The organism is Pigmentiphaga sp. (assembly GCF_019689535.1).
Classification (GTDB): domain Bacteria; phylum Pseudomonadota; class Gammaproteobacteria; order Burkholderiales; family Burkholderiaceae_B; genus Pigmentiphaga.
In genome coordinates, this window is sequence record NZ_JADGHH010000105.1 from 1 (window position 1) to 12,345 (window position 12,345).

The window sequence follows — 12,345 nt, forward strand, 5'->3', positions numbered from 1 at the left end:
GGTGGGGTGGGATTTTTTTATAAGACAATTTTGCGGGGGGCCGCTTCCGGCCCCGCGAATCGGCGTAGCTGCCGTCAGATCTGCGTGATGAACTTGGTGGTCAGGTAGCCGTCGAAGGACTCGATCCCGCCTTCGCTGCCTATGCCGGAGTCTTTCACGCCGCCGAACGGGGTTTCGGGAAGCGCGACGCCGAAGTGGTTGATGTTGACCATGCCGGCCTCCAGGCCATTGGAGACTGCGGTCGCCGTCTTCAGCGAATTGGTGAACACGTAGGAGGCGAGGCCGTACGGCAGGCTGTTGGCGCGCTTGAGTACCTCTTCGATGGTCTTGAACCGGGTGACGGGCGCCACGGGGCCGAAGGGCTCTTCGGTCATCAGCTTGGAGTCGTCCGGGATGTCGGTGACGACGGCCGGCGCGAAGAAGTAGCCTTTTTCGCCGATGCGGGAGCCGCCCGTCACGACGCGGGCACCGCGTTGGTTGGCGTCGTCTAGGAACATCTGCATGGCCATCAGGCGACGCTCGTGGGCGAGGGGCCCCATCTCGGTGCCTTGGACCAAGCCGTCTCCGATCTTGATCGACGAAATGGCGTCGGTGAAGCGGGCCAGGAATTTGTCGTAGGCCTTCTCTTGGACGTAGAAGCGCGTCGGCGAGATGCACACCTGGCCAGCGTTGCGGACCTTGAGGCGGGCCAGCATTTCGGCGGCCGGTTCGATGTCGGCATCGTCGAATACCAACACGGGCGAGTGTCCGCCCAGTTCCATCGTGACGCGTTTCATGTGCGCCCCGGCCATCGCGGCCAGCTGTTTGCCGACGGGCACGGAGCCGGTGAAGGAGATCTTCCGGACGATGGGCGACTGGATGAGATGGGTCGAGATTTCGCTCGGCACGCCCCATACGATGTTGAATACACCGGGGGGCAGGCCTGCGTCATGGAATAGCTGGGCCAGCGCGACCACGGCGCTCGGGGTGTCTTCGGGCCCTTTCAGGATGATGGTGCAGCCCGCGCCGATGGCGGCCGCGGCCTTGCGAATGGCTTGGTTGAACGGGAAGTTCCACGGCGTGAAGGCCGCGCACACGCCCACCGGTTCGCGCACGACGAATTGGCGCACCGCGGGATTGCGCGGGGGAATGACGCGGCCGTAGATGCGGCGGCATTCTTCGGCGTGCCAGTCGGCGTGCTCGGAGCAGGTCATGACTTCGGCGACAGCTTCGGCCAGAGGCTTGCCTTGGTCGAGGGTGATGTTGCGGCCGATTTCCTGCGCCCGCTCGCGCGCGAGCTCGCCGACCTTGCGCAGGATGCGGGAGCGCTCCATGGGCGAGGTCTTCTTCCAGCTTTCGAAGGCACGCTGCGCTGCCGCCAGGGCACGGTCGAGGTCTTCGGGCGTGGCGTGCGGCAGCTTGCCAAGGACTTCCTGGGTAGCCGGGTTGATGACGTCCTGTTCGCGACGACCGCCGCCTTTGATGAATTCACCGTCAATGTAGAGGGCGAGGTCTTGGTACATACATCTCCTCCTGAGAGCGGCAGCCTGGGCAGGCGCCGGAAAAGGGATAACAAACTGCGAAAAATCTTTCCTTGCCGAAGGTGTAACGCAAAAGACTAGCACGCTGCGGGGCGCCGGGGCATTGGGGGCGGCCTCTAGCCTTCTTGTCCGGTCGGCCCGGCAGGGCTTTCCAGGCGGCCGGCGAAACGGCCCACGGCTCCCCCGTTGCACTATCATGGCGTTCTGCGAACGAAGTGGAGTGGCAACGAGCAATGGACAACGTCGATCTGGATGTCCTGCGGCGCCTGGCCCAATGGCGGCGCGAGGGTCACAAGGCGGTGTTGGGCACGGTGACCCGCACCTGGGGTTCCGCCCCCCGGCCCATTGGCGCGATGGTCGCCGTGCGCGATGACGGCGTCATCGCGGGGTCGGTGTCGGGCGGCTGTATCGAAGACGATCTCTCGGACAAGGCACGCGCCGGCGCATGGCCCGGGCCGGCGCCGCACGTCGTGCGCTATGGGGTGTCGGCGGAGGAGGCCAACCGCTTCGGCTTGCCCTGCGGCGGCACGTTGGAGCTGGTTCTCGAGCCGGTCGGCGAGCACAGCGGCCTGGACCAGTTGCTGGAGGAGCTGGGCGCGGGGAACCGTGTGTTGCGCCGGCTCGATCTTGCCACCGGCGCAGCCACGCTGGAGCCGGCGGGCGATCGCGCCGATACGCTGGAGCTGACCGACAAAGAGCTGGTCGCCACGCACGGGCCGAGCTGGCGCCTGTTGATCATCGGGGCGGGCCAGTTGTCCCAATATTTGGCGCAGATGGCGCTCGCGCTCAACTACGAGGTCATCGTCTGCGATCCGCGCGAGGAGTACACCCAGGGATGGGAAGTGCCGGGCGCGAAACTGGTGACCACCATGCCCGACGACACCGTGGTCGAAATGCGCCCGGACCGGCATACCGCCATTGTCGCACTCACGCATGATCCCAAGCTCGACGACCTCGCCCTGCTCGAAGCCCTGAAGTCCGAGGCCTTTTACGTCGGTGCCATCGGTTCGCGCGCTAACCAGAAGAAGCGCCGCGAACGGCTGCTGGATTTCGACCTTACGCCTGAAGACCTGGCCCGGCTGCACGGTCCGGTGGGGTTGCGCATCGGCGCCCGCACGCCGCCGGAGATCGCCGTCGCGATCTTGGCCCACATGACGGCCGAGCGCTATGGCTATCGCAAGCTGGAGTTCGCGGAGCCGGCCGCCGCCGCGACGGCGTAAACTAGCGGGCTTTGCCGTTTCTACTCACTGGATTGCCGTGCCCGCCGTCGTCAACATCGCCGCTTACCGCTTTATCTCGCTCGAGGACCTGCCCGCCTTGCGGCAGGCGGTGCGGGAGCGCGCAGATGCCTGCGGCCTGAAGGGCACGGTATTGCTTGCCCCCGAAGGCATCAATCTGTTCTTGGCCGGCACGCGCGCCGGCATCGACGCCTGGCTCGATTGGCTTCGCAACGGGCCGGCCTTCGGCGGCAGGCTTGCCGACATCGAGGTCAAGGAAAGCCTGTCCGAGCATGTGCCTTTCCGCAAGCTGCTGGTCAAGATCAAACGCGAAATCATTCGCATGAATCACCCGACGATCCGGCCTGAAGCCGGCCGGGCGCCGGCCGTCGACGCGCGCACGCTGGCGCGATGGTTGCGGCAAGGGCGGGACGACGCGGGCAATGAAGTCGTGATGCTCGATACGCGCAACGCCTTCGAGGTCGACGAAGGCACGTTCGAAGGGGCCATCGATTGGCGGATTTCTCGCTTTTCGGAGTTTCCCGAGGCGGTGCAAGCGCATCGCGCGGAGCTGGAGGGCAAGACCGTCGTGAGCTTCTGCACAGGGGGCATTCGCTGCGAAAAGGCGGCGATCTACATGGCCGAAGCGGGCATCGAACGCATTTACCAGCTCGACGGCGGGATCCTCAAATACTTCGAGGAGGTCGGCGGCGAAAAATTCCGGGGTAGTTGCTTCGTTTTCGACGGACGCGAAGCGCTGGATCCCGAGCTGAGGCCCCGGCTGGATCGTCCGGCGGAGGCTGCCGACGCGCAGGGCGCATCGGATCGACGCTCCAGCTGACGGGCCGGCGGGCTTTCCGTCCCATCCAGGTAAAATACCTGGTTTCCCCGTATCGGCCGTTCTGCAGGCCGCCACGGTAAGGTTCTTAATCCAGCGCCGGACGACCGTCATGTCTGCATTTGCTTCTCCCGATTCCGCCGCTTCCGGCCCCAGCCCCATCTCGTCGATTCCCGAAATCGTGGCTGAGCTGCGGGCAGGCCGCATGGTTATCCTGGTCGATGAGGAAGACCGTGAGAACGAGGGTGACCTGGTCATGGCCGCGGAGTTCGTGACGCCGGAAGCCATCAATTTCATGGCCCGCTACGGGCGCGGCCTGATCTGCCTGACGCTCACCGAGGAACGCTGCCGGCAGCTGAACCTGCCGCTGATGGTCGCCGCCAACGGCACCAAGCACGGCACGAATTTCACGGTATCGATCGAAGCCGCCCAAGGCGTGACGACCGGGATCTCCGCTGCCGACCGCGCCCGCACCATCCAGGCGGCCGTGGCGCGCGACGCCAAGCCGTCGGACCTAGTCCAGCCCGGCCACATCTTCCCGCTCAAGGCCGCTCGCGGCGGCGTGCTGGCACGCGCCGGACATACCGAGGCCGGCTGCGACCTGACGGCGATGGCCGGGCTCACGCCCGCCGCCGTCATCTGCGAGGTGCTCAAGGATGACGGTTCGATGGCACGCCTGCCCGACCTCATCGAGTTTTCCAAGCAGCACAACATCAAGATCGGCACCATTGCCGATCTCATCCAGTACCGCAGTGAACACGAATCGCTCGTCCAGCGCGTGGCAGAGCGCCCGATGCGCACGGCCTGCGGCACTTTCCGGGCGGTGATGTACCGCGATACGCCTAGTGGCGCGCCGCACCTGGCGTTGGTCCACGGGGTGATCCATCCCGACCGCGAGACGCTGGTGCGCGTGCACGAGCCCACCTCGCTCCTGGACGTGTTGGAGGTCGGCAAGAGCACGCACAGCTGGAGTGTGTCTAGCGCGCTGGAAGCCATTTCCCAGGCTGAGGCCGGGGTGGTGATCCTGCTCAATTGCGATGGTGCGTCCTCCGATCTCGTGGCGGAGTTCCAGCAACTGATCGAGCAGGACCGCACCGGCGAAACCTGCGGCCCGGCCGCACCCCGCATGGATCTGCGCACTTACGGCATAGGCGCGCAAATCCTGAAAGACCTGAACGTCGGCAACATGAAGTTGCTGGCGCGCCCGGTCCGCATGCCTAGCATGACCGGTTTTTCCCTGACCGTGACCGGTTACGACGCCGGCCATGAACAACCCACCACCAAGGACGGCGCCCAATCATGAATCCCTATACCATGACCCCCGATCTGAACGGCGAAGGGCTGCATATCTGTATCGTGCGCTCTCGCTTCAACGAGAACATCGGCGAACAGGAATTGCAAGCCTGCCTGGAGGAGCTGGGCAAACTGGGCGTGGATGAACGCGACATCATGGTGGTCTCCGTGCCTGGCGCGCTGGAGCTGGGCGTGACGCTCGCCCAACTGGCCCACACCGGCGAGTTCGATGCGCTGATCGCGCTCGGCGCGGTGATCCGCGGCGAAACCTACCACTTTGAAGTGGTCAGCAATGAAAGCGCCGCCGCCATCACGCGCGTTTCGCTCGAGACGGGCATACCCATCGCCAACGGCGTGCTCACCACCGACACCGAGGAGCAGGCGCTGGAGCGTGCCGCCACCAAGGGCCGCGATTGCGCGCAGGCCGCGGTGGAAATGGCCAACCTGCTTGCCGCTCTCGAACCCGAAGAAGACGACGAGGACTTCGACGAAGACGAGGACGACGAAGACCTGGACGATGAGGAAAACGGGGATGACTGAAGGACACCGCCAAGCCGGGCGCAGCGCCCGACGCCGTGCGCGGGAGATTGCCCTGCAGGGCGTCTATGAATGGCTGCTCAAGGGCGCCGACGCAGGCGAGATGGGAGAGATCGACGCCCACATGCAGGATTCCGAGGGCTTCTCCGAAGCGGACCTCGCCCACTATAAGGCGCTGCTGTACGGGGCGGCGCGCGATGCCAATGCGCTGCGCGAGCGCTTCGCGCCTTTCCTGGATCGCCAGGTTGCCGAACTTTCGCCGGTCGAGCACGGCATTTTGCTGATCGGCGCCTATGAGCTGGTCAACCACATTGAGATCCCCTACAAGGTCGTCATCAATGAGGCGGTGGAGCTGGCCAAGTCGTTCGGTGGCACTGACGGCTTCAAGTTCGTCAATGGCGTGCTGGACAAGCTCGCGGCCGTGGTGCGGGCCGAGGAAGTCCAGGCAGCCCGCCGCAGCTGACCGCGAGGCGCGGATGCATTCCGCCGCACGCCTGCTTCGCGTGTTTTCCCCGGAGATGTGATGGCAGGCGGCGAATTCGACCTGATCCGGCGCTATTTCCACCGCGCCGCACCCGACGGCATGTTGGGCGTGGGCGATGATTGTGCCCTGCTGCCCGCGACGGGCGAATCCACCGCCGTCAGCACGGACCTGCTGATCGAGGGGCGCCATTTTTTTCCTGATGTCGATCCCCGGGCACTCGGGCACAAGGCCTTGGCCGTCAACCTTTCTGATTTGGCCGCCATGGGCGCGCGGCCCGTGGCTTTCGTGCTCGGGCTGGCCCTGCCGCGCATCGACGATGCTTGGCTGGCGGCATTCGCGCAGGGGCTTTACGCGCTGGCCGACGCATACGGGTGTGCGCTCGTGGGGGGCGATACGACCCGGGGCCAGGCGGGCGTGACCATCTCGATCACCATTTTCGGCGCCGTAGCCCAGGAGCAGGCCTTGCGCCGTTCGGGGGCGCGGCCTGGCGACGACATCTGGGTGTCCGGCACGTTGGGCGACGCCGATTTGGCGCTGCGCCTGTTGTCGGGCGAATCCGTGCCGGTTGCCGATCCCGCCGCCGCGCTGGCAGCTTCCCGGCAGGCGCTGGAGTGGCCGCAGCCCCGGGTCGCGCTCGGGCTCGCCTTGCGCGGCATCGCGAGCGCGGCCATCGACATCTCGGACGGGTTGCTGCAGGACTTGGGGCATGTCTTGGCCGCAAGCGGCTGTGGCGCCCGTCTCTGTGCCGACGACGTACCCGTATCCCAGGCTTTGGCAGCCTTGCCTCCCGCGTGGCGGTATCGTTGCGCCTTGGGGGGCGGGGACGCTTATGAGCTTTGTTTTACCGCGCCGCCCTCCGCGCGCGAACGGGTCGCCGAGGCGGCCGCGCGAGTGGGAACGGCGGTGACGCGCATAGGGGCCGTGGAGCTTGGGTCCGGGCTGTCCGTGGTGGACGGCAGCGGCGCGCCGCTGCCGGAATTGCCCCGCGCAGGCTTCGATCACTTCGCTTGAATGCCATGACCGATTTCTCTTCCGCCGGCACGGCGCCGGCCAGTCCGAATTTCGCATGGATGCGCGTCCGACTATCGCGCATCGTCGCCTTTGGCCTGGGGAGCGGCCTGATGCGGCCGGCGCCGGGCACCTGGGGAACGCTCCTTGCGTGGCTGCTGTGGCAGCCCTTGGCCGTAGTGTTGGCGCCGCTGCACCAGGCCGTGTTCCTGTTGGCCGCTTTTGTGCTGGGCGTGTGGGCGTGCCACCGCACTGGGCGCGACCTGGGCGTGCCCGACCACGGCGGAATGGTATGGGACGAAATGGTGGCGTTCTGGACAGTGCTGTGGCTGATTCCCGGCTCGGCCGTGGCCCAGGCTTTCGGTTTTCTGCTCTTTCGCTTGTTCGACATCCTCAAGCCGCCTCCGATCGGCTATTTCGACCGCAAGCTCAAGAACGGGCTGGGCGTCATGTGGGACGATCTCATCGCGGCGTTCTATACATTGCTTGCGTTTGCGCTGTACTACCGCTTCATGGGCGGCTGAAGTCCGCTCCGCACGACCGGAGGTTCCATGTTCGACGAAGACTCCCTCGCGCTGTCCGCCGAAGTCGGACGTTTCCTGCAGACAAGACAATTGATGCTGGCGTCGGCCGAGTCATGCACGGGCGGGCTGGTGGCCGGCCTGGTGACGGCCATCGCAGGATCGAGCGCCTGGTTCGACCGCGGCTTCGTCACCTACACCAATGCCGCCAAGATGGCGCAGCTCGGCGTGCACGAAGCGACGCTCGCGGCGCACGGTGCAGTCAGTGAAGAGACGGCGGCCGAAATGGCGGCAGGCGCCTTGCGCGCGGCGGGCGCGCAGGTTGCGGTTTCTACCACCGGCATTGCGGGGCCGGGAGGCGCTACGCCGGGCAAGCCGGTGGGCATGGTGTGCTTCGGCTGGGCCTGGGGCGACCCGGCGCATCCTGAAGTCAGGACCGCTACCCACCTGCTGGAAGGGGACCGCACCTCCGTTCGCATGCAATCCGTGCACATCGCGTTGCGGGGCGTCTTGGAGAGGGTGGGTGGCGCCGGCGGGCGCGGGGCTTAGCCAGCCCCCTTGCACGGCTGGCCTGTCATTGCCTGAGCGCCGCGCGGCGCGCCTCGTCGGCCTGGGCTTCCGCCAGGATCCAGTCGCGGAAGGTGCTCAGGTGGGCGTCGTCTTCCAGCCTCTCCGGGTAAACCAGATAAAAGGCATTGTCGATCGGCACGCGCGGCCCGAACGGCGCGACCAGCCTGCCCACAGCCAGATCTTCCGCCACCAGCGCATGCTGCCCCATCGCAACGCCCAGGCCTTCCAGCGCCGCCTGGTACGCAAGACTCACGCTCTCGAAAGTCAGTCCCCGGTCGGGGTCGACGTCGCCGGCGCCGGCGGCCTCGAGCCAGATGCGCCAGTACTCCGGCCGGGCCACCGATTGCAGCAAGGTGTGGCGGGCGAGGTCGCGCGGCGTTTTCAGTGGCGTCGGCCCGCTGAGCAGCCGGGGGCTGCATACAGGCAGCAACTCGATGCCGACCAGGTGGCGTGAAATGACGCCCGGCCAATCGCCCCGCCCCATGCGAATGGCGACGTCTGCATCGTGCACGGAGAAATCCACGGGCTTGAGCGACGTCGTGAAGATCGCGTCGCGCCCCGGGTGGGCGGCATGGAAGGCGGGCAGCCGCGGCACGAGCCAGCGCATGGCGAAGGTCATGGGGCACCAGACGTGCAGCGGCCGTTCGCGCACGCCTTGCATGGCCCGCAGGGTGGATGCGGCGATGCGGTCGAAGACATCGCTCAAGTCGTTCAGGTAACGCTGGCCCACCGGCGTCAGGCGCACTTCGCGATTGACCCGCTCGAATAGCCGGGCGCCGAGGAATTTCTCGAGCACCATGACCTGGCGGCTCACCGCGCCGGGGGTGACGTGCAGTTCGCGGGCGGCGCGGGTAAAGCTCTGGTGGCGCGCCGCGGCCTCGAACGTGCGCAGGGGATTCAGTGGGGGCAGGCGAGGGCGCATGATGGATGAGTAAAAGTCAACGATATTGACTATAAATCGATTGATGCCGCCCGGGAATGCGATGAGAATTTTTCAATCATTGTCCCGGCCGCCAGGGGCCGCATTCCACAGGAGACACCGCATGACCAAGACGCTGTTGGGCAAGATCGCCCCAGAACGCGTAAAAAGCCTCGACATCGAACGTCCGCCGAAGGATCTGATCGACGGTTTCAAGGCGCTCGGCGATGCCACCGGCATCGTCTCAGACGTCATGGACAACCTCGGCATCGTCGGCGCGCTGCCCGGCTCGCGCCTCAAGCCCACCATTCCCGGGGCCACCATCGTCGGGCCGGCCCTCACCCTGCGCAACACCGTGCTGACGGGGCATCCGACCGACAATGCGCGTGCCTATCGCAACGGCATGGCCGAGATCGAAGCCCACAACATCGCGGAAGACGGCGACGTGCTCGTGATCGAAGGCGTGCCGGGGGTCTCCAACATGGGCGGCATTTCGGCCCAGGTGGCCAAGCGCCAGGGCGAGATCGGCGCCATCGTGTCGGGCGGCGTGCGCGACATTGCGCATTCGCGTCGCGTCGGCTTCCCAGTGTGGGCGACCGAAGTCTCGCCCATCACGGGCAAGTGGCGCATCGAGACCATCGAAATCAACGGCCCGGTGCAGATCGAGGGAATACGCGTGAACCCCGGCGATATCGTCGTTGCTGACGACACCGGCGTGTGCTTCATTCCCAAGGAACGCGCACGCGAAGTGCTGGAACTTTCGCGCAAGCGGGCTGCCGCGGAAGATGCGCGCTGCGAGGCGATCGATCGCGGCGTGCCGATCATCGACCTGCCTTCTGCGACTTAAGCCCGCATCGGTTTGCGGGGGCGTGCCCCGCCATGCCGTGGTCGCTCTCGGCCGATCCGGCGCTTAGCCCGGCTTGACGCGATAGCGATTGATCGCGTCGCGCGTGTCGCGGGCCGCGCGTGCCGCGGCCTCGAGCCAGTCGTCGCCGTTGCCGGCGTAGAGGATGGCGCGCGACGAGTTGATCATCATGCCCGTTCCGGCTGCATTGCAGCCGGCTTCCACCGTGGCCTTCACGTCACCGCCCTGGGCACCGATCCCGGGCACCAAAAGCGGCATGTCGCCTCCGATCCGGGCACGCACCGCAGCTAGCTCGGCGGGGTAGGTGGCGCCGACCACCAGGCCGAGCTGGCCGTGCCGGTTCCATTTGTCTGCGACCAGGCCGGCTACGCGCAGATAAAGCGGCTCGCCACCGGTCTCGAGGAATTGAAGGTCTGAGCCGCCGGGGTTGGAGGTGCGGCAGAGCACGATGACGCCCCGGTCAGGCCAGGCGAAGTAAGGCTCGATCGAATCCCAGCCCATGTAGGGGCTGACGGTGACGGCGTCAGCGCCATAGCGTTCGAAGGCCTCGATGGCGTATTGCTCGGCCGTGGAACCGATGTCGCCACGCTTGGCGTCCAGGACCAGCGGGATGTCCGGATGGTGTTCCTTGATGTGACGGCACAGCGCCTCGAGCTGATCTTCGGCGCCGCGCGCCGCGAAGTACGCGACCTGGGGCTTGAAGGCGCACACGTAGGGGGCGGTAACGTCGACGATGGCGCGGCAGAAGTCGAAGATGCGATCGGCGCGTCCGCGCAGCTCGGCGGGGAAACGGGAAGGGTCCGGGTCCAGGCCGACGGTCAGCAAGGAGTCGGATGCAGCCCAGGCCTGCGTGAGTTTGCGGGTGAAAGACATGATGAGACGGGACGGAATCGAGCCGCCATTGTAGGATCAACCGCGGCTTCGCGCGAAACGGGGCGCCGCCCGGCCGCGCGCATTAGGCTGCCCATCGTCCCGCCAGGACGTACACCCAGAGGCCACCCGAAAAGAGCAGTGCCAGCAAGACGGCCGCGCTGCCCAGGTCTTTCGCCCGCCCAAGCAGCGGGTGGGCTTCGACCGATATGGCGTCGGCCAAGGCCTCCACCGCCGAGTTCAGCAGCTCCGCCACCAGCACGAGCAGCATGCTAAAGAGCAGCAAGAGGGTTTCCGAGGCGTCGCGACCCAACCAGACCGCAGCCGGCACCAAGACGAGCGCGAGCGCGACTTCCTGGCGGAAGGCCGCTTCGTGCCTGAACGCGGCGCCCAGGCCTTGCATCGAATAGCGCCAGGCGCGGAGGATGCGCCGCAGGCCACCGGCGCTCTTATAAGGGGAGTGCTGTCGATCAGTCATGGGAGCGAGCCAGGAAGGAAGCGCGCAGGATACCGCCAAACGCGTCGGCGGCGCAGCCTTGGGGTTTGCAACAATGGTCGGCGCCGCGGGGCGATGTTGACATAGATCCCGCAATAACGCCTTTCCAAGCGAATGATAAGGAGACGGAGTCATGAAGCACTTTTCGTCGCCGGCCCGGGCCGCCTGCCTGGCCGGGCTGCTTTCTGCGGCATTGGCCGGTCCCGCCCCGGCAGCCGAGTTTCCCGAGCGATCAGTACGCATCGTGGTCGGCTTTTCGGCGGGGGGGACGACCGACGTCGCTGCACGGATCATCGCCAAGGAATTGAGCGATGACCTCGGCCAGAGCTTCGTGGTCGAAAACAAGCCCGGGGCGGGCAGCAACATCGGTGCGGAATCGGTGGCTCGCGCCAAGCCGGACGGCTACACGCTCTACATGGTGGCCGTGACGAGCGCGATCAACCAGACGCTGTACAAGAACCTGAGCTTCGACATCGTCAAGGATTTCTCGCCCGTTGCCCTCGTCATCAAGGTTCCCAATATCCTCGTGGTGAACCCTTCCCTGCCCGTCAAGAGCGTGCAGGAGCTGGTGGCCTACTTGAAGGCCAATCCTGGCAAAGTGTCCTTCGCTTCGTCCGGCAGCGGCACGTCCATCCACATGGCGGGCGAACTGTTCAAGCTGCGGACCGGTGCGGACATCGTGCATATTCCCTACAAGGGCAGTGCGCCCGCGATCACCGACCTGATTGGGAACCAGGTGCAACTGATGTTCGACAACATGCCGTCCGCGTGGCCGCACGTCCAGGCCGGCAAGTTGCGGGCCTTGGCGGTCACGACCGCGGAGCGTTCGGCCACGGCCCCCGACCTGCCCACCATGGTCGAATCCGGTTTCGAGAAATTCGACGTCTCGTCGTGGTTCGGCCTGATCGCGCCCGCGGGCACGCCACCAGAAATCGTGTCCAAGCTCAACGCCTCGGTGCTCAAGGCACTGGCCAAGCCTGAGGTGCAGCAGAAGTTCAGGGACCTGGGCGCGATCACCGCCCGCACGACGCCCCAGGAGTTCGGCGACTTCATCAAGAGCGAGGTCGAAACCTGGGCGACGGTGGTCAAGGCCTCCGGCGCCAAGGTTGAATAAGGCGTTTCGGCAATAAAAAAAACCGCGCGGCGTATGCCGCGCGGTTTCCAGGCCGAGGCCGAAGGGGATAGGGTTGCGGGACCCGATTAGAAG

At 66.0% G+C, this 12,345-nt stretch carries 14 protein-coding genes; 10 read left to right on the forward strand and 4 right to left on the reverse strand.

Annotated elements, in window-relative coordinates:
* Positions 1-74: 74 nt before the first annotated feature.
* The gene (locus IRZ12_RS10535; RefSeq protein WP_296468123.1) at positions 75-1,502 is read right to left on the reverse strand and encodes an NAD-dependent succinate-semialdehyde dehydrogenase; all 1,428 of its coding nucleotides are present in this window, start codon (positions 1,500-1,502) and stop codon (positions 75-77) included.
* A 251-nt stretch (positions 1,503-1,753) separates the two neighbouring features.
* Here IRZ12_RS10535 and IRZ12_RS10540 point away from each other — a divergent pair, with 251 nt between their 5' ends.
* From IRZ12_RS10540 to IRZ12_RS10575, 8 genes are all read left to right on the forward strand, one after another.
* Entirely contained in the window at positions 1,754-2,740 is a 987-nt protein-coding gene (locus tag IRZ12_RS10540; protein ID WP_296468125.1) for an XdhC family protein, read from the forward strand.
* A gap of 37 nt (positions 2,741-2,777) precedes the next feature.
* Positions 2,778-3,578, forward strand: coding sequence for a sulfurtransferase (locus IRZ12_RS10545; RefSeq protein WP_296468127.1), 801 nt, complete (start codon positions 2,778-2,780; stop codon positions 3,576-3,578).
* A 109-nt stretch (positions 3,579-3,687) separates the two neighbouring features.
* Complete coding sequence (ribBA, locus tag IRZ12_RS10550) at positions 3,688-4,878, forward strand: bifunctional 3,4-dihydroxy-2-butanone-4-phosphate synthase/GTP cyclohydrolase II (RefSeq protein ID WP_296468129.1); 1,191 nt, start codon at positions 3,688-3,690, stop codon at positions 4,876-4,878.
* Positions 4,875-5,408, forward strand: a complete 534-nt coding sequence (gene ribH, locus IRZ12_RS10555; protein ID WP_296468131.1) for a 6,7-dimethyl-8-ribityllumazine synthase — start codon at positions 4,875-4,877, stop codon at positions 5,406-5,408. Before ribBA ends, ribH begins: the two co-directional genes overlap by 4 nt.
* Complete coding sequence (nusB, locus tag IRZ12_RS10560) at positions 5,401-5,868, forward strand: transcription antitermination factor NusB (protein WP_296468133.1); 468 nt, start codon at positions 5,401-5,403, stop codon at positions 5,866-5,868. The genes ribH and nusB overlap by 8 nt, the downstream gene beginning before the upstream one ends.
* A gap of 60 nt (positions 5,869-5,928) precedes the next feature.
* On the forward strand, positions 5,929-6,900 hold the full coding sequence (thiL, locus tag IRZ12_RS10565; RefSeq protein WP_296468135.1) for a thiamine-phosphate kinase: 972 nt from the start codon (positions 5,929-5,931) through the stop codon (positions 6,898-6,900).
* Between the two features lie 59 nt (positions 6,901-6,959).
* Complete coding sequence (locus tag IRZ12_RS10570; RefSeq protein ID WP_296468149.1) at positions 6,960-7,421, forward strand: phosphatidylglycerophosphatase A; 462 nt, start codon at positions 6,960-6,962, stop codon at positions 7,419-7,421.
* Between the two features lie 93 nt (positions 7,422-7,514).
* Complete coding sequence (locus IRZ12_RS10575) at positions 7,515-7,967, forward strand: CinA family protein (protein ID WP_296468151.1); 453 nt, start codon at positions 7,515-7,517, stop codon at positions 7,965-7,967.
* Between the two features lie 25 nt (positions 7,968-7,992).
* On the opposite strand, the gene gcvA is transcribed toward IRZ12_RS10575, so the two are convergent.
* Complete coding sequence (gene gcvA, locus IRZ12_RS10580) at positions 7,993-8,910, reverse strand: transcriptional regulator GcvA (protein WP_296468138.1); 918 nt, start codon at positions 8,908-8,910, stop codon at positions 7,993-7,995.
* 121 nt (positions 8,911-9,031) lie between these two features.
* Here gcvA and IRZ12_RS10585 point away from each other — a divergent pair, with 121 nt between their 5' ends.
* Positions 9,032-9,754 (forward strand): RraA family protein, encoded by a 723-nt coding sequence (locus IRZ12_RS10585; protein ID WP_296468140.1) that lies wholly within the window; start codon positions 9,032-9,034, stop codon positions 9,752-9,754.
* A gap of 63 nt (positions 9,755-9,817) precedes the next feature.
* Here the strand turns inward: IRZ12_RS10585 and pyrF are convergent, their stop codons facing one another.
* Complete coding sequence (gene pyrF, locus IRZ12_RS10590; protein ID WP_296468142.1) at positions 9,818-10,645, reverse strand: orotidine-5'-phosphate decarboxylase; 828 nt, start codon at positions 10,643-10,645, stop codon at positions 9,818-9,820.
* Between the two features lie 82 nt (positions 10,646-10,727).
* On the reverse strand, positions 10,728-11,120 hold the full coding sequence (locus IRZ12_RS10595) for a diacylglycerol kinase (RefSeq protein WP_296468144.1): 393 nt from the start codon (positions 11,118-11,120) through the stop codon (positions 10,728-10,730).
* Between the two features lie 151 nt (positions 11,121-11,271).
* Here IRZ12_RS10595 and IRZ12_RS10600 point away from each other — a divergent pair, with 151 nt between their 5' ends.
* A complete protein-coding gene (locus tag IRZ12_RS10600; RefSeq protein ID WP_296468146.1) occupies positions 11,272-12,252 on the forward strand; it encodes a tripartite tricarboxylate transporter substrate binding protein in 981 nt (326 codons plus the stop codon).
* Positions 12,253-12,345 lie beyond the last annotated feature (93 nt).

Excerpts from the sequence above, each read along its gene's own strand:
- IRZ12_RS10575 (WP_296468151.1), top strand. The coding sequence starts at position 7,515 with ATGCTGGCGTCGGCCGAGTCATGCACGGGCGGGCTGGTGGCCGGCCTG.
- thiL (WP_296468135.1), top strand. The coding sequence starts at position 5,929 with ATGGCAGGCGGCGAATTCGACCTGATCCGGCGCTATTTCCACCGCGCC.
- IRZ12_RS10570 (WP_296468149.1), top strand. The coding sequence starts at position 6,960 with ATGCGCGTCCGACTATCGCGCATCGTCGCCTTTGGCCTGGGGAGCGGC.
- IRZ12_RS10535 (WP_296468123.1), bottom strand. The coding sequence starts at position 1,502 with ATGTACCAAGACCTCGCCCTCTACATTGACGGTGAATTCATCAAAGGC.
- IRZ12_RS10585 (WP_296468140.1), top strand. The coding sequence starts at position 9,032 with ATGACCAAGACGCTGTTGGGCAAGATCGCCCCAGAACGCGTAAAAAGC.
- IRZ12_RS10540 (WP_296468125.1), top strand. The coding sequence starts at position 1,754 with ATGGACAACGTCGATCTGGATGTCCTGCGGCGCCTGGCCCAATGGCGG.
- ribH (WP_296468131.1), top strand. The coding sequence starts at position 4,875 with ATGAATCCCTATACCATGACCCCCGATCTGAACGGCGAAGGGCTGCAT.
- pyrF (WP_296468142.1), bottom strand. The coding sequence starts at position 10,645 with ATGTCTTTCACCCGCAAACTCACGCAGGCCTGGGCTGCATCCGACTCC.
- IRZ12_RS10600 (WP_296468146.1), top strand. The coding sequence starts at position 11,272 with ATGAAGCACTTTTCGTCGCCGGCCCGGGCCGCCTGCCTGGCCGGGCTG.
- gcvA (WP_296468138.1), bottom strand. The coding sequence starts at position 8,910 with ATGCGCCCTCGCCTGCCCCCACTGAATCCCCTGCGCACGTTCGAGGCC.
- ribBA (WP_296468129.1), top strand. The coding sequence starts at position 3,688 with ATGTCTGCATTTGCTTCTCCCGATTCCGCCGCTTCCGGCCCCAGCCCC.
- IRZ12_RS10595 (WP_296468144.1), bottom strand. The coding sequence starts at position 11,120 with ATGACTGATCGACAGCACTCCCCTTATAAGAGCGCCGGTGGCCTGCGG.
- nusB (WP_296468133.1), top strand. The coding sequence starts at position 5,401 with ATGACTGAAGGACACCGCCAAGCCGGGCGCAGCGCCCGACGCCGTGCG.